The sequence below is a fragment of the Staphylococcus sp. HL28 genome (genome assembly GCF_021117155.1).
Taxonomy (GTDB): Bacteria; Bacillota; Bacilli; order Staphylococcales; family Staphylococcaceae; genus Staphylococcus; species Staphylococcus warneri.
The window spans coordinates 423,590-444,534 of the sequence record NZ_CP088218.1 but is presented as its reverse complement, the minus strand read 5'-3'; the positions used below and the strand labels follow the sequence as shown (position 1 = coordinate 444,534).

Below are 20,945 nucleotides of genomic sequence, written 5' to 3'. Positions count from 1 at the left end.
AAAATCTTGTGATTGCTATTTCTAATGTTTGAAATCATTACGTTTTTTCTAAATTTAAAAATATCTTTTCAATTAATGCTTTGCTATTGAAAATTGTTAAATTTTTATTGATAATCAAATGTAAGCGCATTAATTATTGTAATAACTGGTTTTGAGCGGAATTTATAAATAGGAGTGACAGACATGACACATATTACTGAAAATGAACTAAAGAAAAAATACTTAGACTTACTATCTCAACAATTTGATAGTGCTGAAAAGCTAGCAACTGAAATCATTAATTTAGAGTCAATCCTAGAACTTCCAAAAGGTACTGAGCACTTTGTAAGTGACTTACACGGAGAATATGAATCATTCCAACACGTTTTAAGAAATGGCTCTGGTAATGTAAGAGCTAAAATTAATGATATATTTGGCGAGACGCTTAGCGAAAAAGAAATTAATGATTTAGCCGCCCTTGTCTACTACCCAGAAGACAAACTAAAACTCGTTAAAAATCAATTCAATGCCAAAGGACAACTTAACGTTTGGTATATTACAACCATCGAACGTTTAATTGAGCTAATCAAATATTGCTCTTCAAAATATACACGTTCTAAACTTCGCAAAGCTTTACCAGAACAATTTGTCTATATTATTGAGGAATTACTTTATAAAAATAATGAATATCAAAACAAAAAGACGTATTATGAAACATTAGTCAATCAAGTCATCGAGTTAGAACAATCTGATGATTTAATTATTGGTCTCTCTTATACAGTACAACGCCTCGTTGTCGACCATTTACATGTTGTTGGTGATATTTACGATCGTGGTCCAAAACCCGATAAAATTATGGACACATTAATCAATTATCACTCTGTAGATATTCAATGGGGAAATCATGATGTGCTGTGGATTGGGGCATATGCCGGCTCAAAGGTATGCCTTGCTAATTTACTTAGAATCTGTGCGCGTTACGACAACTTAGATATTATTGAAGATGCGTATGGTATCAACTTAAGACCGTTACTTACTTTGGCTGAGAAATATTATAGTGGCGATAATCCTGCTTTCAAACCTAAAAAACGTCCAGATAAAGAAGTTAGCTTGACTCAACGCGAAGAACATCAAATTACTAAGATCCATCAAGCCATTGCGATGATTCAATTCAAACTTGAAATGCCAATCATTAAACGTCGACCGTCATTTGAAATGGAAGAACGTTTAGTACTTGAAAAAATCGATTTTGACAACAATGAAATCACTGTTTACGGTAAAACGTACCCATTGAAGGATACATGTTTCCAAACAGTTGATCGCCAACACCCTGAAGCCTTACTGGAAGAAGAACAAGAAGTCATCGACAAACTACTATTATCATTCCAACAATCTGAGAAATTACGTCGTCACATGTCATTCTTAATGCGAGAAGGTAAATTATATTTACCATACAATGGCAATTTACTAATACATGGTTGTATCCCTGTTGATGAAAATGGTGAAATGGAATCATTTGAAATTGACGGTGAAATGCATAGTGGACGTGAGCTATTAGATGTCTTTGAATATCATGTGAGAAAAGCATTCGATGACAAAGAAATCACAGATGATTTATCTACGGATTTAGTGTGGTATTTATGGACGGGTAAATATTCTTCATTATTTGGTAAACGTGCTATGACAACATTTGAACGTTACTTTATTGAAGATAAAGCATCTCACAAAGAAGTGAAGAATCCATACTACTATCTTCGTGAAGATGTAGATATGATTCGTAAAATGTTAAGTGACTTTGGTTTGAATCCAGATGAAGGCCGTATCATTAATGGACATACCCCAGTAAAAGAAATTGATGGCGAAGACCCAATCAAGGCGAATGGCAAAATGTTAGTTATTGATGGTGGTTTTTCAAAAGCATATCAATCAACCACTGGCATAGCAGGGTATACATTATTATATAACTCCTTTGGTATGCAATTGGTAGCGCACCAAGAATTCAATACAAAAGAAAAGGTACTGTCAGATGGTACTGATGAATTATCAGTCAAACGTGTTGTAGATGAAGAACTCACACGTAAAAAAATCAAAGATACGAATGTTGGTCAGGAGTTACAATCACAAATAGATATTCTCAAAATATTAATGCATGACCGCTATTTAAAATAAATAAAAAACGACATACATGATTACACATAAACAACCCCCTCACTACGAGTTCTAGTGAGGGGGTTGTTGTTGATATTCAAAATCATTCTAATCATAAATTAGCATTGTTTATTCATCATATACATTTTTCAAGATACCATAAACACCGTGATCTTCTTTTGGTAATGTGCGTTGACTGCGTTTAAATGTCACTTTTTTACTGTCACTAATATAATAAATCAACATATCTTTGTGCGTAATATCATCATATCTTTCAGCTGGCACTTCAATAATATTATGTTGTGTTATATATTGGTCAAACCATCTTGGTGTATGGTTCTCATCAAATAATATATGATTTCGAATTGGACCATTCATGTTATTGCGGGCTTGTTCATCATTGAATGATACGGGCATCATATCAACGTTATTCAAACCAAACTCTGGTACAAGCTCATTAAATGCTAAACTATTAAATATAAAAGATTTAGTCATTAAGATGCATTTGTTATATCTCAATAAATCTGAATATATTCGATCATTACTGGATAATAAGTTGCCTTTAAAGACTTCAAATCCTTCTTGATGCGCTTTGTCAGATGTATTCTCAAATAAGTTGAACATCATCACTGGAATACCATGTTCTTTAAGCATGCTACCTATGTGAAATGAAAATTCACTTTCTCCAACGATAATTACACCAGGTGGTTCATTACTGGCCACACCTAATAATTTACTTAATGGTGTAAAGCTAAATCCATAAATCACAACGGTAATAAATACGAGTCCAAATGTTACTGGTGTGATATATTGCGCCATTTTAACACCATCATCCATAAATAAACTTGAGAAGAATTGCGCTACTGTTAATACAACAATCCCTCTTGGTGCCATTAACGCTACACTTGCACGCTCCCGTATTGATATTTCAGTTCTAAATGTAGAGACAATGACGGATATCGGTCTTACAAGTAAAATCATCACAATGCTAAACACCACTAATTGCCATGAAAGTACATTTAATAAAACATCTTTCGTTAATGATGATGTAATGAGAATAAATACGGTTGATACAAGTATAGATGATGCATTCTCAATGAAATGATCTGATTCTTTAAACATTAAGTCATGACGTTTATTTCGTGCCATCATCAGTCCAAAAATAGTGACTGAAAGTAATCCAGATTCTGCTAAGATTTCATCACAAATACTAAAAATCAATAAAATAAATACGAGTTGAATCGGTGGCATTAAACTTTGTGGAATTAAATCATGTTTTATTAACCAATTGAATAGGAAAGATGCGCCAAATCCAATAACAATGACACATACAATTTTCAAGAAGAATTGTACAATCACTAAAAAACTAATACCATCATCGATAATTTGGAACGCATAAAAAGCTGTTAGTGCTAACATTGGCCCTATCGGATCTAAAATAATACTTTCCCACCGTAATATCGAATCAACATTTTTCTTCACTTTAGCTTGTTTTAATAGTGGTTGAATGACAGTTGGACCTGTAATTAAAAATAAACCGCCCATTACTAATGATACTGCTAACGGGAAGTCTAAGATGTAATGTAAGGCAACTGCACCTAGAATCCATGCAATTGCTGCCCCTACTGTAATCATTCTAATAACCGCTTTAGAGATACCTCTAAGTTCCCTAAAGTCTAAGTTACTACTTCCTTCAAATAAAATAATCGCTACTGCGAGTGATACGATAGGACTAAAGACATCTGACCCCATCGCTTCTTTCGGATTAGCAAACCCTAGTACCGGACCTACTAATAGCCCTACTATGGCCATCACAACTATCGATGGCCATTTAATTTTATTTGCTAACCACTGACTAAAAATACCTAACGCTAAAAACACAACAATCATTAACATTAAAGGTAAATCAAAAATCATAACTACACCTTCTTCAATTATTACACTTACTTCACTCTAAAAAATTCAATATTTGATAATACTATCAAAGTATTTGTACGAATGCATTACCCTTACTTAAAATTCTATAGTTTATCATTTGTCTTTGCTACCGCTTCGCTTTAATTTTATGATCTTTGTCACAACATTAGTACACCATATTCATACAATCGTCCATATTAGATGTACTGATGTGTTTATTTTTTATGTTAATTCGTCTAAAATAAAAAGATACGCATTTTCATGATAAAAAAATTTAAAATTATAATAAAATCAATTTAGACATGAAGGGATAAGAACGACAATGAATATTTTTAAAGAATCCATCATCGTGGCGTTTGCATTTGTAGGCGTCGTCGTAGGTGCAGGATTTGCGACTGGTCAGGAAATCTTTCAATTCTTTACGAGTCATGGCATATATAGTCTTGGCGGTATTGCCATCACAGGTGCTATCATCACAGTTGGCGGTATTTTAGTCTTAAAAACAGGATATCGATTACAATCAGGTAATCATTCTGAATCTGTCCATTACTACCTACATCCAACAATTGCTAAAGTATTTGACTTAATATTAACCGTCTTTTTATTTTCTTTAGCGATTATTATGACAGCAGGTGGTGCATCCACGATACATGAAAGCTTTGGACTACCCTACTGGCTAAGTTCACTGTTGCTTGTCATATTAATACTATTAACATTATTTTTAAAATTTGATCGACTAATTGCAGTCCTAGGTGGTGTCACACCGTTTCTCGTTGCCGTCGTGACAATGATTGCAATTTATTACTTTGCATCAGGACACCTTAACTTTGAAGCAGCTAATCATTATGCACATCATCATCCATCCATGTCACCAGGTTGGTGGTTTGATGGTATCAATTATGCTAGCTTACAAATAGCTGCTGCATTTAGTTTCTTCTCAGTGATGGGTGGCAAATTAAAATATCGCCAATCTGCTACTTATGGTGGTTTAATCGGCGGTTTAATTATTACATTTTTACTATTAATGATTAATTTAGGCTTAGTTACAGAATTTGACCAAATTAAGGATGTCGCACTCCCTTCTTTATTATTAGCTAAAAATATTTCGCCTTCGATTGGTCTTATCATGTCAGTTATCATGATTTTAGTGATCTACAATACCGTTGTTGGTCTTATGTATGCTTTTGCTGCTCGATTTAGTACGCCTTTTTCAAAGAGATACTTTATATTAATTATTTCGATGGCTATCGTGACTTTCATATGTACCTTTGTAGGTTTCATTTCACTTATTGGTAAAGTCTTCCCTATCATGGGATTATTTGGTTTTATTCTCTTGATTCCTATATTTTATAAAGGATTTAAAAAACATTAAATTTAGAAATGACAGGTTGGCATATTTTCATGCCGACCTTTTTTATATTTAATCATCGTTAGTTTAGGGAATATAAATTATGGAGGTGTTTGAGATGACGAATCAATTATTTATTAATAACGAATTTATTGAAAGTAACTCGAATGAAACTATGGATGTGATTAATCCAGCTACAGGAGAAAAGATAGATACCATCACATTCGCGACAAAGGATGAAGTCAATCAAGCTATCGAAAAATCGAAACAAGCACAATTAGAATGGGAAAAAATCCCACAACCTACCCGTGCTGAACATGTTAAATTGCTTATTCCTCTATTTGAACAAAATAAAGATGAGCTTGCTCAATTATACGTTAAAGAACAGGGTAAAACATTAGCTGAAGCTCAAGGTGAAATCGATAAATCCATACAATTTATTGATTATATGACTAGTTTAAGTATGAGTAATAAGGGAGAAGTATTACAAAATAGTGTAGAAAATGAAACAATTCAACTTACTAAAAAGCCTATTGGTGTCACAGCTGGCATTGTGCCTTGGAATGCACCTATTTTAGTATTACTACGTAAAGTGATTCCTGCTATCGTAACAGGTTGTTCTGTAGTTATTAAACCAAGCGAAGAAACAACGTTACTCACATTACGTCTTGCTCAACTATTCAAGGCATCTACCATTCCTGCAGGACTCGTTCAAATTGTACCAGGCACAGGAGAAACAGTAGGTACACAATTAGCACAACATAAAGACATCCAACTTATTTCATTAACTGGTAGTATGCGTGCTGGTAAAGCAGTATTCGAAAATGCGGCAAGTACAGTTAAAAAAGTCAATTTAGAACTTGGTGGCAATGCACCAGTGATTGTCACACCTAACGCTAATATAGACAAAGCTGTAGATTATATTGTCACTGCACGTATTAAAAATGCAGGTCAAGTATGTACATGCCCGGAACGAATTTTTGTGCATGAAGATATCCACGATACATTTGTAGATAAAGTCACAGAAAAAATGAAATCTCTCACAGTCGGAGATCCATTAGATGATAAAACTGACTTCGGTGCGATAATCAATAAAACCCAATTAAATAGTATTGATGATAAAGTACAAGAAGCAGTGCAAAATGGCGCTAAACTTGTAATAGGTGGTCACAAACTAGATCGTCCTGGTTACTTCTATGCACCAACAGTACTTGATCATGTTAAACAAACAGATGCTGTATTTAAAGAAGAAATCTTCGGCCCTGTTTTAGCTATCACAACTTACCACAACTTTGAGCAAGTCATCGATGATGCTAATGACACTAATGCCGGACTATCTTCATATATCTTTTCTAATGATTTATCAGAAGTCATGACAGCTACGGAACGACTTAAATTTGGTGAAGTATATGCCAATTGTGAAGCAGAAGAAGTTGTGAATGGTTATCATGCCGGTTGGAGAGAATCTGGTCTAGGTGGTGCCGATGGTATTCATGGATTCGAGGAATATTACAACACTACAGTGTCTTATATTAGATATCAATAATATTTCATGAGCACATCAATATGTGCTCTTTTTTATTGCTTAATATACATTTACATAACTTTATCCTTTGCAATTTGCATAGGTTTAATACCTGTAATAAGATTTATAATAAAGGTATAATGTAATTATATTAATTATCACAACATCCTAATCAAACTAACAAATGATCTATAAATCAAATGCCTCAGGCTGGGATATAAGTATATATTTCTGTCCCACTCCCTTAATTAAAACGAATTATATCATTTTCAATTCATCTCAAAGGAGGTCCTACATGGAGTTATTACATTTAAAATATTTTACTTATGTTGCCGAATATTTAAACTATACTGTAGCAGCGCAAAAGTTATATATTAGCCAACCAGCACTTAGTATGACCATTAAAAAGTTAGAAAATGAATTAAATACGCAATTATTTATTAAAAAAGGACGTAGCATTCAATTAACAGAAAGTGGTCAACTTCTACTTGAGTCTGCACACACTATTTTCAATGAATTAAGCCAAGTCACTGATATCATTAATGAGAATGAATCAATGCGTCTACATACTGTTCGTTTCGCTACATCTAGCAGTCGATTTATGATGACAATATTTGACCAATTTATTGATCAATATCCAGATAATAACTTTAATATTGATATTATTAGTAACAGTGAAATGATTCAGAAATTATTATTTCAACACATTCACTTTACATTGAATACCATGGCGTTGACGCATCCTCATATTCATTGTAAGGAAATTATTACTGAAGATATTGTACTCACATACCCTAAATATTTAGATGGCCAACACTTTGATTTACGTGATCCTGATTTGTATAAATCATTTTTATTTTCTTCTCAAAATACAGAATTTAATCGTATGTTTAAAGAAGTCTTATCTTATAAACATATATCTGTTGATAACGAAAACTATGTAGATGATCACTTCATATCCTCCGTATTATCAAAACGCAATAACTTTTCCTTTCTTCCTATTTCATCATGTAGGGACCTAAATTTGCCATATATCGAAGATGAAGAGTTTATTTTCAATCAACCTATTTATCTTTCAACTTTAAAAGATACGACCCTCAATCCAGCAAACGAAGCCTTTTTCAAGTTTATTGAAAACTATTTAATCAAACATGAAAGCTACTTTAAAATATAATAAAAAGGGTGAATACAAACAAACTGATTCATGTCTGTTTCAATTCACCCTTTTTATTATTTATCTTCTTTTACAGTGATATAACCTTCTATAATTGTATTCGAGTGTCCCCCAATTTTTAAAGGTTGTTCTTGTTTTACATTAATTTTTCCATTTCTATCGATGCAACAACCTTGAGTATTGATATATTCATTATCTTTTACTAAACCATATCGTTCAACCATCACTGCGACACAACCATTCCCACTGCCACATACTGGATCTTCATTCACCCCTTCATTAAGTGCAAAAGAACGAACTTCAAATTGAGCCTCATTTTCAGAGTCATACGAACCAAACACTGTAACACCTGTCGTACCTGGATAAATACACTCACTCATTAATTCAAAATTAGGCTGTAAATCCTTTACACTTTGTGCATCTTTCAACTGTACTGTTAACCATTCAGCACCGATATTTACTTTTTCAGCTCTTTCAATATCTTGATTTGTAAGGTCTAAACTTTTAATAATACCTTCTAATTGTTTTACTTCTATTTGGGAAACTTTTGGTTCAGGAAGACTAAAGAATGTTTTATCTTGATCTATATCTATTTTCACTAAACCAACGCCACTCTCTTGGATTAAATAATGCTCATTTTTAGGTGTCGTACCATTTTGCAATACCGCAAATGACGCCCCTACTGTGGGATGTCCTGCAAATGGTAGTTCGTTATTAGGCGTGAAAATACGCAAACGATAATCTGCCAATTCATTTTCTGGCTGACACACAAATGTCGTTTCAGATAAATTCGTCCATCGCGCAATATCTTTCATTTGTTGATCCGTTAAATGATCCGCTCCAAATACAACCGCTACAGGATTCCCTTTATAATATTCATTCGCAAATACATCCACTTGCATATATTTTAATTGTGTCATAACATCTCCCCTTAGTCTTTGAATTAAATTCAGATTAGCAATTTTATTTAATGATGTAAACGATCAACAATCGTGCTTTATGTTCCTTAACGTATTGTAATATGTTTATCTTTTACCATTTAGTGATAAATATATACTATATAATCAAAAAGGAGCGATGCCTCATGGCTGAAGAAATTAAACAAGGCAATCAACGATTTTATGTAGGTGAAGATGAAAACAATGCACAAGCAGTTATTACTTTCAAATCTGTAGATAATAACGAAATTGATATTGATCATACTGGTGTTGCCGATGAACTTGGTGGTCAAGGCTTAGGTAAAAAATTAGTATATAAAGTTGTAGATTATGCACGAGAAAACAATTTAAAAATCATTGCATCTTGCCCATTTGCTAAAGCAGTTCTTGAAAAAGATGAGCAAGTACAAGATGTATATTTAGGCTAATTCTGGAGAACACTCAATTAGATGTGGGATAATGACATCATTAACATTATTCCACATCATTTTTTAAAAGTTTTACTTGAATATACTTTTTATACTTGTTATAATAAATATATTACAAAAGAGAAAAGCGAGGATTTAAAATGGCATTTCATGACAATACTGCAACACAAATTACAAATATCAATTTAAACGTTAAAGACTTAGATACAATGATCACTTACTATACAAATATTCTTGGATTTACAGTTTTATCACAAACAGAAGATAAAGCTGTTCTAGGTATTGGCAACAGTGGCCATACACTTACGATGAATGTACTTAAAGATGGCAGACAACCTGCTGCTTCAGAAGCTGGTTTATTCCATATTGCTTATTTGTTACCAACAGATACAGATTTAGCAAATTTCTTATATTTCGTAGCAAATAAAGGTATGCGTATCGGTGCAGGTGATCATCTTGTAAGCCAAGCCTTTTATTTCAATGACCCTGAAGGTAATGGTATTGAAGTATATAGCGACCGCCCAAGTGACGGTTGGACTTGGAATGATGGCTTCGTTAAAATGGATACACTAGAAGTTGACGGTCCTAAATTATTATTAGAAAGAACCGAAGAGGGTTGGGACGGTGCACCTGATAATGCTAAAATAGGACATCTTCATTTGAAAACACATAATATTGAAGAAGCTAAAGATTTCTATATTAACCAAATTGGTTTCCAACATGTATCTAAATTACCTCAAGCCTTGTTTATGTCTACAAATCAATATCATCATCACTTAGCAACTAACACTTGGCAATCAAGTAAAAAACGCGAAGATAATGAAAATAGTTACGGCTTAACTGGCTTTGATATTTATAAACCAAATCAAACTGAAGAGACATTAACTTCACCAGAGGGCTTAACTGTACACTTGCACTCAGATCAAACTAAAGTACCTCAATCATAATAAAAAGGTAGGACAAAGTGTCCTACCTTTTTTGTTACGCTTTATTGATTTTGATTAAATTGTTGTTCTGTTACTTCTTCATTTGCCCCTTGATTAAAGTGCTGTTGTCCGTTTTGCTGTTGCGCTTGATTAAATTGACCTTGTTGAGCATATTGGTCTTGGTATGGATTATAGTTGTGATTTGAATTGTGATTCATCATTGATACTTCTTCTGTCGCATGTCGTCTAACCTTTTCCTTATTTTCCTCAATCATCCCCGGAATAAGACAAGCATCGATAATGAGCCAGATAATTGTAGGAATACCGAATGTAAACACTGCTGTTATTAATGTTAAAATTAATAACCCTACTGCTGATCCGGTCTTACCTAGATAAAAACGATGTCCCCCTAATCCACCTAAGAAAAACCATAAAATATACGCTACACTCATTTGCTTAGACCGATTGGTCACTTGATTCTCGATATAATTTTTTTTCTTCTAAATTCATAAATGTAATCTCCCATTAATTAGTATATTGCTTTTTAATTACTTCTAAACGATTCACAAATTGATCGATTAATTGTTGTGGTCCTAACATTCTTGCTAGCGGAGCTAATTGATAGGATATGTAAAATGCATCTAAATCGGTACAATTCACTTCTACGATTAATGTATCTTCACGTTCTTCAATCATGTTTTGAATTGAAAATTGTTGCTTAAATTGTTCCCAAATTTGTTTATTAATTTCAAATGTGATAGGTGTCTTCGTATGGACATGATTAAAATGTGATTCTAATACATTGATATCGCTTATCGAACGTACAGAAATTGTTGATACTTCCTTCTTATATTCGTACGTTAACCAATAGTCATAATGCATGTACATTAGAGATAATGGTTTGATTACAATTTTGTCGTTTTGACCCTCGATTTGAAATCTAACATTGCGTTGTTGTGTAATCGCCCTTTGTAAAGTCATTAATTGATATCCTGGCAATGATTCTTCCCTTAAATTAAAATGATTTAACACTGACTTCAACACTTTCTGATTTTCTACATTTTGGCTATTAATTTCCCTCTCGAATAAGTTAAAAATTTCCTTGTGTAGTGTTGGTGTTAAACTTTTAATCTTAATCAATAAACTTATGAGTCGTAAGCTTTTTTGATTATATGCGTCATTAATTAACTGATATCCATTAAGACGTCGATTATAAATCACTTTTGTTTGTTGAAATCTCCAAAAATCACTTTCATAAAAAAATAAATTGATCGTATTTATATCTCTTTGAATGGATTTTGAACTCACATCTGTTAAGTCTGTTAAATCTGAGGTAAGCACAACATTTTCATTTATTAATCGAGTAAATAAATTGAGTACTCGGGTCGCTTTATCCAAAACAATCAACTCCTAGTAAAATTATAAGAAATGCCATGGACACATATTGTCTGTTTGTTCTTTATTTCAAAAAAAATGATATAAAAATGAGAGGAAAGTCGTGATACTTGATTCTTTAAGAACAAAGTATTGCGACCATTCCTCTATATCATTTCAAAAATTACAATGATTGAAGCAATAATACTTATGCTTGTTGCTTAAATTTGCGGCTAATCAATAACACGGCACTACCGATGATGCCCAAAATGCTACTTAAAATAACACCGCTATTTGAAGTTTGTTGTCCAGTTTCTGGTAATGCTGTTGCTTGGCTTGATTGCTCCGGCTGTTGCTGAGCATTAGCCACAGTTTGTGGTGTCGATAATTGATGATTCATGTTTGTATTATTTTGATCAGGTTGTTGTATGTTGTTTTGTTCAGCGTCTTTAGGATACACATATTTAATGGGTAATCCAGAATGTTCGGCATTATATTGACCTGCTTTAACACGTTGTAAATACTGTTGATACGTTTCATTACCCATTACTACGCCTACATCCGAACCTGGTCCCCCACCAAATCCTTCAGTTTCACCTGTTCTATGTTCATTAAATTGCTTTTCCGTAAATACATAAATCGGTTGTTTTTGTTCTGCAGCATGTGCTTGTCCAGTTAACACACCTGTCGCTAAAACTGTTCCTGCTAGTGTTGTTGCAATTAATCCTTTTTTCATCATCCATGACCTCCATTTGTTTAATACGCTTACAGTTTAATCAATGCAGTGGTCATGTAATGTCCTTTTGCTAAAATTTAATTACTATCTATTTTCTGTCTATATTCTCTCACTTTATCAAAGTCTTTATCATGTGCTTTTTCATAGCCTTTATGTCCATAAATTTCACTTATTACTTTTTTACCTTTATTGGTTTCACTCATATGCATAAATGCATTACTAATTTTGTCTTTCCAAGATGGGCTCATGTCACTTCTAGTAGAAATAGTATCATTAGGAATTTTATCACTATGATAAATGACTTTAGTATCTTGATATATATGAGGATAATCTTTTTTCAAGTCTGCACGCGCATCTTGGTATGTAGCAACCGCATCCACATCATTATTTAATAAAGCAATTAAAGCTTGATCGTAACCTTTAATTTGTTTCGTATGAATGTCATTAATTGAGATGCCTTTATCTTTTAAGCTTGCCAAAGGATAAATATAGCCCGATGTTGATTCAACATCCTGTAGACCTACCTTTTTATGTTTTAAATCTTTTAAATCTTTAATATCACTATCTTTCTTCACTACAATTTGTGAGCGATAGTAATCAACAAGCTTTTTCGTTTTATTACCTTTTTTGTCTACCAAATATCCCTTTGATTTTAATAGTACATTCGCAGCGCCTTGATCATGTGCAATAGTATAAGACACAGGTGATATAAAGGCGACATCAACTTTTTTCGATTTTAATGCTTCAACCATGGTATTATAGTTCGTTGAAATATGTACTTTTACTGGAATGCCTAATTCTTTAGAGAGTAATTTTTGTAATGGTTTCACTTTTGCATTGAGTGTCTCGCTATGTTGAGATGGAACAAATTCTACGTTTAACACTTTGGGTTTATAATCTTTCTTTTGCGTTTGTTGTTTAGAATGACTACAACCAATCAGTATTAGCATTAACGACATAGACATTAATACTAATATAATCATTTTTTTCATTTTCACTTTACTCCATAATCCATATTAATATATAAATATATTAATTGTATTATACATTATTATTAATTAAATATGTGCCTTTCTCAAAAAATTAATATTAATTATTATTATCATTTATAAAATATAAATAACCCTTTCATCTACTTTGATGAAAGGGTTATCGCATGATTGATACTGCGTCCTATTAATAAAGACCTTTTGTTTCATTTGAAGTATCGATATAGATATTTTTAACTTGTTGATAGTTTTTAATGGCATCTTTGTATACTTCACGACCAATACCAGATTTTTTATATCCACCAAATGGCGCGCCTGCTGGAATTTGGTTGTACGTATTAATCCAGATACGTCCTGTTCGAATCGCTTTAGCAACATTTAATGCACGGTTTAGATTCGTTGTAAAGATACCGCCTGCTAATCCATATTCAGAATCATTGGCAATTTGAATAGCCTCTTGTTCGTCTTCAAATTTCTCAACAACAACGACTGGTCCAAAAATTTCTTCTTGTGCTAGCTGATGGCTATTGTCATTTAATTCAATAATCGTTGGCTCGAAGAAGAAACCTTTATCTCGACCATTATCAGTAAGTCTGTGGCCACCTGTAAGAATCGTTGCATTTGGGTCATCTTCAGCTAATTTCACATAGCTTTGAATTTTTTCCATTTGTTCTCCACCAGTTTGACTTCCCATCTTAATATCATCAGCAAACGGATCGCCAACTTTGATGTTTTCAAATGCTTCTTTTAATTTTGGTAGTAATTTGTCATACACTGATGATTGAACGAGCAATCTAGAACCGGCACTACATACCTCACCTTGGTTGAATAAAATACCTAATTGCACACCTTCAATCACTTGTTCAATATTTGCATCGTCAAAGATAATATTGGCACTCTTACCACCAAGTTCTAATGTTGTAGGAACAATACGTTCTGCACCTGCTTTAGCTACGCCATAACCTACATCTGTAGAACCAGTGAATGACAATTTATCAACACCTTCATGATTGAAAATCGCGTCTCCTGATTCAGAACCTTTACCAGTTAAAACATTGACAACACCTTTTGGCAATACTTCTTGGAAGATTTTAGCTAATTCAATTAGTGTTAATGGTGTTGATGATGATGGTTGAATCACAACAGTATTACCTGCTGCAAGTGCGGGACCTAACTTCCATGAAGCTAATAAAATTGGGAAGTTCCATGCCACAACAGCACCAACAACACCTACAGGTTCATGTACAACTAAACTCATCGTATTGTGATCAATCTCATTTACTGAACCTTCATCAGTTGTTAACACACTTGCAAAATATTTAAATTGATTTGCTGCCATTGGTACATCAATTGTAGATGTTTCTCTATATGGTTTACCATTTTGTAATGATTCAATTGTCGCGAATCGTTCTGCGTTCTCATGAATTTTACGGCTAATTTCTAGTAAATAGTCTGCGCGTTCTTCTTTGGAAATTTTACTCCAACTATCAAATGCGTTTGTAGCCGCTTCAACTGCTTTATCCACGTCTTTTTGACTTGCTTTTGCAACTTCCGCTAATTCGTCACCATTCGCTGGGTTAGTCACTGTCAGCGTTTCTCCAGTTTCACTTTGTTGGAATTCATTATTAATAAATAATCCGTAACGCTCATCGATATAATCTCTTACGTTAATATTTGCCATAGTATCCCTTCCTTTTTTAAATTTTATTTTGAAATACTTTCGGAAATGTAAACGTTTACTTTTTCTTAGTAACATTGTAACGACTTCAATTATGAAAATAAAACAAGATGCTCATTGTTTCAAAAATTTGAATCAAAAAAGACTTCTTACACTATAAAAATCATAGTTTAAGAAGCCATGTCTATTTTTTAATTAATCCATTTAACTACATCATCTTGTGTTTGACGAACTTTACCGTGAGGTGGTTCTCCTGCACGATAACCAAATGCTGCCATAACTGAAACGCCGAAGTTTTCAGTATCTAAAATACCTTCATCTGATAAGATTTGAGTCACTGTATCTAAATCAAACCCTTCAATTGGACATGAATCTATACCTAATAAAGCTGCACTTGTCATCATATTACCCAAGGCAATATATGTTTGTTTACAAGCCCAGTCATATAAGGTACGTTCGTTATCATTGATATGGAATTCTGTTTGGAAGTCATCATACTTTTTATAAACTGCAGGGATTGTACTCTCTTCATATCCTTTAACATTTTTCACTAAATTTTGTACATATGGTGATTGAGAAGTCACATTTTTACGTGCAAAAATAAGTACAAAATGGCTTGCGGAATCTAATTGTTTTTGAGCACCCCAACTATAAGGTTTTAATTTATCTCGGAGTGTTTTACTTTGAACTACTACAAATTTCCAAGGTTCTAAACCTAATGAACTTGGAGATAATCTACCTGCTTCTAATATTGTTTCAAAATCTTCGCTGGAAATCGTTTTAGAAGCATCAAATTGTTTTGTTGCATGTCTAAAATGAAACGCATCAATGATTGTTTGATTCATATCGCTCATTTGTATTGCCTCCTATTCATTTCTTCATACTATAAATTATAGCTTACTTAATCTTTCCGAAAAAATATTTGAACTGGATCCATGTGTCTTAATAATTGGTTAATTAAGAAAATGTAACATCTTAATCCATAATTTATCTTATTTAAAAGAAAAATTAATATTTCTCTTGAATTGTGAAAAGTTTCACAATATAATGTGATTGTAAGTTTCAGTCTTACTTATATATTTTATATTATTAATTTGTTTTAGTTTTCTTATATTTTAGAAATGGGGTAAAAATGATGACAAGAATTATGTTTTTCGGTACGAGAGAATATGAAAAGGATATGGCGTTAAACTGGGCTAAAAAGAATAATATTGAAGTTACTACGTCACCTGAGTTATTAAGTAAAGAAACCGTTGATCAACTTAAAGATTATGACGGTGTTACTACAATGCAATTCGGTAAACTTGAAGAGGAAGTTTATCCTAAACTAGAAGAATATGGTATTAAACAAATTGCACAACGAACTGCTGGCTTTGATATGTATGATTTAGAATTGGCTAAAAAACACGATATCATTATTTCAAACGTGCCTAGCTATTCACCAGAAACTATTGCGGAATATGCTGTATCTATCGCATTACAATTAGTACGTAAATTCCCTGCAATTGAAAAACGCGTACAAGATCATAATTTCACTTGGGCTGCGCCTATTATGTCACGTCCAGTTAAAAATATGACTGTAGCCATTATTGGTACTGGTAGAATCGGTGCGGCAACAGCTAAAATTTATGCTGGCTTTGGAGCTAAAGTTGTGGGTTATGATGCATATCCAAATGAATCATTAGATTTCATTGAATATCAATCATCTGTAGAAGAAGCCATTAATGGTGCTGATATTATTTCATTACATGTACCAGCTAATAAAGAGAGTTATCACTTGTTCGATAAAGCAATGTTTTCTAAAGTTAAAGAAGGTGCAGTACTAGTAAATGCCGCTCGTGGTGCCGTTATCAACACACCTGATTTGATTGATGCTGTTAATAACGGTCCATTATATGGTGCGGCTATTGATACTTATGAATTCGAGGCACCTTATTTCACATTTGATTGGACAAATAAAAAGATTGAAGATGATACATTATTAGAACTCATCGACAATGAAAATATTTTAGTTACGCCTCATATTGCTTTCTTCTCTGATGAAGCTGTACAAAATCTTGTTGAAGGCGGTTTAAACGCATCATTATCTGTGATTAACACAGGCACTTGTGACACACGTTTAAACTAATATCACATATCAAAACGCGTTGTAGTGATTCAATATGATGTTCACCACAACGCGTCTTTTATCATTTAATATTAAGTACTACATTTTCAATTGTAGTTAATACCCCTTGTTCATCATTACTTGGCGCGACGTCATAAGCTATATCAAATAACGTTTTATCCTGACTATTTTTCATCACATAACTATATTGAGCTAACTCTAACATATCCTTGTCATTATTCGCATCGCCAAATGCCATCAATTCTGAAGGTTGCATTTCCCATACATCTAATAATCTGGCCAATGCTTGTCCCTTTGTCATGTTGGGCATAATGATATCGATACTATCATGTCCACTCGATACTAACTTAATTGTATTTGGAAAACGTGCTTTTAGTTCTTCGTCTAAATGTGGATGTGTCTCCCTATTAATATTTAACGCGATTTTTACAAATTCATCTTCAGGTAAATCTTCTAATTGCGTAATTTCATTTAATTGATGATAGTAGAATCGTGTATCTTCTTTAAATACTTCTGGTGTATCTTCCAAAATATAAGCACTTTCTAATCCACAGATCACCATTTGATCAATCTGTCTATCTTTATGTAGATAATCAATCACGTCTTGATAATCTTGATGATTAAAACTGCGATATTGATATAATGTATCACCTTTATAAATAACAGCACCATTTTCTGAGATAAAGAACATATCCCTTTCACCAAATATCGACTTCAATTTAGCATATTGGTTTCCACTTGCAGCTATAAATTCAATGTCTTGTTCCTTCAACGCTTTAAATACACGTTCGAATCTTTCATGATCATATTGTTTATTTGAGTCTAAAAATGTCCCATCCATGTCAACTGCAATTGCCTTAATCACGTGTAATCCCCCTCATCCAATCTTTACGTTCATTATAGACAACAATTCAATAGTGATGAAGATTCACGCCACATCCTGAAACTATATTCAGACTTTGAAATTTATTTCAAGACAAAAAAATAAAAAACTGAGACACCATTATTGATGTCCCAGTCTATACTATTAAATTAATTAATTTGTTTAGCTACAAATATTTTACGTTTTTCCCAAACGCCTGTATCTTTATTATAATTATCACAAGTAATTAAAGTTAATTGATTTTTCTCACCTTTATGTTCGTCTAGAACTTTAACATCTGATGGATCCACATCACGGATACTTGTCATTTTATATTTTCGAGTCTCATTTCCTACTTTAAAATACACTTTGCTACCTTTTTTAGCTGCTTTTAAATTTGTAAACTGATAATGTGGGCGATCGGTAAATGTATGTCCTGCTATAGAAATATTTTGATCTGTTAATGATTCGTTACCTTCAGCAAAGCTCACACCACGATTTAATTGTTCTGGTGTTGCAGGCCCAGGGTAAACAGGTTCCTCAATTTCTGCATCTGGTACTTTAATATAACCTGCCATCTTTGATTTATCTTTAGGGATTTCGGGTGCTTTATCCTTAGATTGACTGCTATCCTTACTTTCTTTTTTATCATAATTTTCGATTTTATCGTTATTATCTTTCTCATGTAAATAATTATCGATATGGGGTTTAGCAAATAAGTAAATTGCTACTAATATTAATACAACACCAACTATAGTCAGTAATCGATTGGTCCATTTCTTCATATATGTTACTCCTTTAGTTAAATACAATGAAATTAATTCCAGATTTAGCTATTTCTATATTTTGATATCAGTATATCATTAAATATTCATATTACATAATCTTTGAATAAAGTATTGAATTCATTGAATGATGTAAAATCCGTTAAATATTCTTATGAAAATGTCATTACGTATGTCTTGTTTTTAGTTTTAAATTAGTATCTAATAGTTATTGAGGTGAAGAACATGATTAGACAAGCACAACAATCAGATTTAGCTTCAATACTAGATATCTATAATGACGCTATTATCAATACAACTGCAGTATACACGTATCAGCCAACAACAATAGAAGAAAGACAGACATGGTTTAAACATAAACAACAAAACGGTGATCCTATTTTTGTATTTGAAAAAGAGGGTATCGTGCAAGGATTCGCAACATATGGCCCTTTTAGAAATTGGCCAGCTTATTTATATACCATCGAACACTCAATATATGTTCATCCAGGATATAGAAACCATGGTATTGCATCACAATTATTATCAAAACTGATTGATGAAGCTAAAGACAATGATTACCGCACACTAGTAGCAGGTATCGATGCCTCTAATAAAGGTAGTATTAAATTGCACGAAAAGTTTGGCTTCATTCACTCGGGTACAATACAACATGTAGGTTATAAATTTGATCAATGGCTCGATCTTGCTTTTTATCAACTTGATTTGTACAACGTAAAAAGAGATTAAGTAGGAATAGACTTCCATGACTTAATCTCATTGATTACCTCTGTTTTCAATAACAAAACGAATATAGTAAAACATGAACACAATAATCATACTCAGCGATAATGATTTGAATAATAAATTCACCCAAGTTCCCTCTGTCGTCCACAAATACGTTATCGTTGTGTTAATGATGAATGCTATAAAAATTAATGTTAATCGTAGCATTGCATCAGCCCCTTTTAAATTATTTTAGTGATAGGGCTAAACTTTTGCAATGAATTTTTTTAATTTTTAGAAAAATAAATTTATAACTTTTCCGCTCATTAACACTTTTATATGAAAAAGCACTCAAGAGCTTTTATACTCTTAAGTGCTTTTAATAATACAAAATATTATTTATTATTCACCATATCTTCAGCTTCACCAAAGATTTTACGTTTAATTTCTTCACCAGTTGGCGTACCTGCTAGACCACCTAAACCAGTTTCACGTAATGATGCTGGTAAGTTTCTACCAATTTTATCCATAGCACTGATGACTTCATCAACTGGAATTCTACTTTCTACACCTGCTAATGCAAGGTCCGCTGAAATCAATGCATTGCCTGAACCAATTGCATTACGCATTACACATGGAATTTCAACTAAACCTGCAACTGGGTCACATACTAGACCTAGTAAGTTACTAATTGCTAATGCCATAGCATGGCCTGAAGCTTCCGGTGAACCACCGAAAATTGATACTGCTGCAGCTGCTGCCATTGCTGATGCTGAACCAACTTCTGCTTGGCAACCACCTGTTGCACCTGCCACACTTGCATTATTAGCTACAACTCTTCCGAATAATGCGGCTGTGAATAAGAAATCAATCATTTGATCTTCTGTAATATCGTGTGTTTTTTCTAATTTAAATAATACACCTGGGATAGTACCCGAGGAACCGGCTGTAGGTGTGGCACAAATAATACCCATTGCTGCGTTAACTTCATTTGTAGCAACTGCACCTTTAACCGCTTCTATCATTTCATGTCCCGATAGTGCATGATTATTTTCATTATAGTCACGAAGTTTTGCTGCGTCATGTCCTGTGTAGCCAGTTACACTTTCTACACCTTCGCCCGTAGTACCTTTAACAACAGCGTCTCTCATAACATCTAAGTTTTGTTTCATGTTGGCACGCACTTCATCACGCGTAAGACCTTTAAGTTCCATTTCTTCTTGGATCATGATATCTGCAAATGCCATATCTTTTTCTACTGCATAATCTATTGTTTCTCTAATTGAATCAAACATCTTGAATCCC

General features: G+C 33.1%; 20 protein-coding genes. 8 read left to right on the top strand and 12 right to left on the bottom strand.

Annotated features, from left to right (window positions below; translation table 11 throughout):
• The first annotated feature begins 183 nt into the window (after positions 1 to 183).
• A complete protein-coding gene (locus tag LPC11_RS02005; protein ID WP_023374087.1) occupies positions 184 to 2,148 on the top strand; it encodes a fructose-bisphosphatase class III in 1,965 nt (654 codons plus the stop codon).
• A gap of 108 nt (positions 2,149 to 2,256) precedes the next feature.
• Here LPC11_RS02005 and LPC11_RS02000 read toward each other — a convergent pair whose 3' ends face one another.
• Positions 2,257 to 4,044, bottom strand: coding sequence for a cation:proton antiporter (locus LPC11_RS02000; protein WP_023374089.1), 1,788 nt, complete (start codon positions 4,042 to 4,044; stop codon positions 2,257 to 2,259).
• Between the two features lie 322 nt (positions 4,045 to 4,366).
• Between LPC11_RS02000 and LPC11_RS01995 the strand changes: the two genes are divergently transcribed.
• The 3 genes from LPC11_RS01995 to LPC11_RS01985 all read left to right on the top strand — a co-directional run bounded on the left by LPC11_RS01995 (position 4,367) and on the right by LPC11_RS01985 (position 8,091).
• Positions 4,367 to 5,416, top strand: coding sequence for a YkvI family membrane protein (locus LPC11_RS01995; protein ID WP_023374091.1), 1,050 nt, complete (start codon positions 4,367 to 4,369; stop codon positions 5,414 to 5,416).
• Between the two features lie 94 nt (positions 5,417 to 5,510).
• The gene (aldA, locus tag LPC11_RS01990) at positions 5,511 to 6,938 is read left to right on the top strand and encodes an aldehyde dehydrogenase (protein ID WP_023374093.1); all 1,428 of its coding nucleotides are present in this window, start codon (positions 5,511 to 5,513) and stop codon (positions 6,936 to 6,938) included.
• Between the two features lie 274 nt (positions 6,939 to 7,212).
• Positions 7,213 to 8,091 carry a LysR family transcriptional regulator gene (locus LPC11_RS01985; RefSeq protein WP_023374095.1) on the top strand — a complete coding sequence of 293 codons (879 nt, stop codon included), beginning with the start codon at positions 7,213 to 7,215 and terminating at the stop codon, positions 8,089 to 8,091.
• A 56-nt stretch (positions 8,092 to 8,147) separates the two neighbouring features.
• Here LPC11_RS01985 and LPC11_RS01980 read toward each other — a convergent pair whose 3' ends face one another.
• Positions 8,148 to 9,011 carry a PhzF family phenazine biosynthesis protein gene (locus LPC11_RS01980; RefSeq protein WP_231307327.1) on the bottom strand — a complete coding sequence of 288 codons (864 nt, stop codon included), beginning with the start codon at positions 9,009 to 9,011 and terminating at the stop codon, positions 8,148 to 8,150.
• 101 nt (positions 9,012 to 9,112) lie between these two features.
• Here LPC11_RS01980 and LPC11_RS01975 point away from each other — a divergent pair, with 101 nt between their 5' ends.
• Both LPC11_RS01975 and LPC11_RS01970 read left to right on the top strand, forming a co-directional pair.
• Positions 9,113 to 9,457: a GNAT family N-acetyltransferase gene (locus LPC11_RS01975; RefSeq protein ID WP_325049354.1), complete on the top strand. Its 345-nt coding sequence runs from the start codon at positions 9,113 to 9,115 to the stop codon at positions 9,455 to 9,457.
• Positions 9,458 to 9,597: 140 nt separating this feature from the next.
• Positions 9,598 to 10,404, top strand: a complete 807-nt coding sequence (locus tag LPC11_RS01970) for a VOC family protein (protein WP_023374099.1) — start codon at positions 9,598 to 9,600, stop codon at positions 10,402 to 10,404.
• A gap of 41 nt (positions 10,405 to 10,445) precedes the next feature.
• Here LPC11_RS01970 and LPC11_RS01965 read toward each other — a convergent pair whose 3' ends face one another.
• The 6 genes from LPC11_RS01965 to LPC11_RS01940 form a co-directional block, all read right to left on the bottom strand.
• The gene (locus LPC11_RS01965) at positions 10,446 to 10,835 is read right to left on the bottom strand and encodes a TM2 domain-containing protein (protein ID WP_023374101.1); all 390 of its coding nucleotides are present in this window, start codon (positions 10,833 to 10,835) and stop codon (positions 10,446 to 10,448) included.
• 73 nt (positions 10,836 to 10,908) lie between these two features.
• Positions 10,909 to 11,781, bottom strand: a complete 873-nt coding sequence (locus LPC11_RS01960; RefSeq protein WP_023374103.1) for a helix-turn-helix transcriptional regulator — start codon at positions 11,779 to 11,781, stop codon at positions 10,909 to 10,911.
• Positions 11,782 to 11,965: 184 nt separating this feature from the next.
• A complete protein-coding gene (locus LPC11_RS01955) occupies positions 11,966 to 12,493 on the bottom strand; it encodes an LPXTG cell wall anchor domain-containing protein (protein ID WP_231307326.1) in 528 nt (175 codons plus the stop codon).
• Positions 12,494 to 12,570: 77 nt separating this feature from the next.
• Complete coding sequence (locus tag LPC11_RS01950; protein WP_023374107.1) at positions 12,571 to 13,485, bottom strand: phosphate/phosphite/phosphonate ABC transporter substrate-binding protein; 915 nt, start codon at positions 13,483 to 13,485, stop codon at positions 12,571 to 12,573.
• A 184-nt stretch (positions 13,486 to 13,669) separates the two neighbouring features.
• Positions 13,670 to 15,163 carry an aldehyde dehydrogenase family protein gene (locus LPC11_RS01945; RefSeq protein WP_023374109.1) on the bottom strand — a complete coding sequence of 498 codons (1,494 nt, stop codon included), beginning with the start codon at positions 15,161 to 15,163 and terminating at the stop codon, positions 13,670 to 13,672.
• Between the two features lie 188 nt (positions 15,164 to 15,351).
• Positions 15,352 to 16,014: an NAD(P)H-dependent oxidoreductase gene (locus tag LPC11_RS01940; RefSeq protein ID WP_231307325.1), complete on the bottom strand. Its 663-nt coding sequence runs from the start codon at positions 16,012 to 16,014 to the stop codon at positions 15,352 to 15,354.
• Positions 16,015 to 16,295: 281 nt separating this feature from the next.
• Here LPC11_RS01940 and LPC11_RS01935 point away from each other — a divergent pair, with 281 nt between their 5' ends.
• Entirely contained in the window at positions 16,296 to 17,288 is a 993-nt protein-coding gene (locus tag LPC11_RS01935; protein ID WP_104681553.1) for a D-lactate dehydrogenase, read from the top strand.
• Positions 17,289 to 17,349: 61 nt separating this feature from the next.
• Here LPC11_RS01935 and LPC11_RS01930 read toward each other — a convergent pair whose 3' ends face one another.
• Both LPC11_RS01930 and srtA read right to left on the bottom strand, forming a co-directional pair.
• Positions 17,350 to 18,153 carry a Cof-type HAD-IIB family hydrolase gene (locus LPC11_RS01930; protein WP_041613717.1) on the bottom strand — a complete coding sequence of 268 codons (804 nt, stop codon included), beginning with the start codon at positions 18,151 to 18,153 and terminating at the stop codon, positions 17,350 to 17,352.
• Positions 18,154 to 18,320: 167 nt separating this feature from the next.
• The gene (gene srtA / locus LPC11_RS01925) at positions 18,321 to 18,935 is read right to left on the bottom strand and encodes a class A sortase SrtA (RefSeq protein ID WP_023374113.1); all 615 of its coding nucleotides are present in this window, start codon (positions 18,933 to 18,935) and stop codon (positions 18,321 to 18,323) included.
• A gap of 225 nt (positions 18,936 to 19,160) precedes the next feature.
• Between srtA and LPC11_RS01920 the strand changes: the two genes are divergently transcribed.
• Positions 19,161 to 19,664 (top strand): GNAT family N-acetyltransferase, encoded by a 504-nt coding sequence (locus tag LPC11_RS01920; protein ID WP_023374114.1) that lies wholly within the window; start codon positions 19,161 to 19,163, stop codon positions 19,662 to 19,664.
• A 27-nt stretch (positions 19,665 to 19,691) separates the two neighbouring features.
• Here the strand turns inward: LPC11_RS01920 and LPC11_RS01915 are convergent, their stop codons facing one another.
• Positions 19,692 to 19,868 carry a hypothetical protein gene (locus tag LPC11_RS01915; protein WP_002466971.1) on the bottom strand — a complete coding sequence of 59 codons (177 nt, stop codon included), beginning with the start codon at positions 19,866 to 19,868 and terminating at the stop codon, positions 19,692 to 19,694.
• 167 nt (positions 19,869 to 20,035) lie between these two features.
• Complete coding sequence (sdaAA, locus tag LPC11_RS01910) at positions 20,036 to 20,935, bottom strand: L-serine ammonia-lyase, iron-sulfur-dependent, subunit alpha (protein WP_023374115.1); 900 nt, start codon at positions 20,933 to 20,935, stop codon at positions 20,036 to 20,038.
• Positions 20,936 to 20,945: the final 10 nt, after the last annotated feature.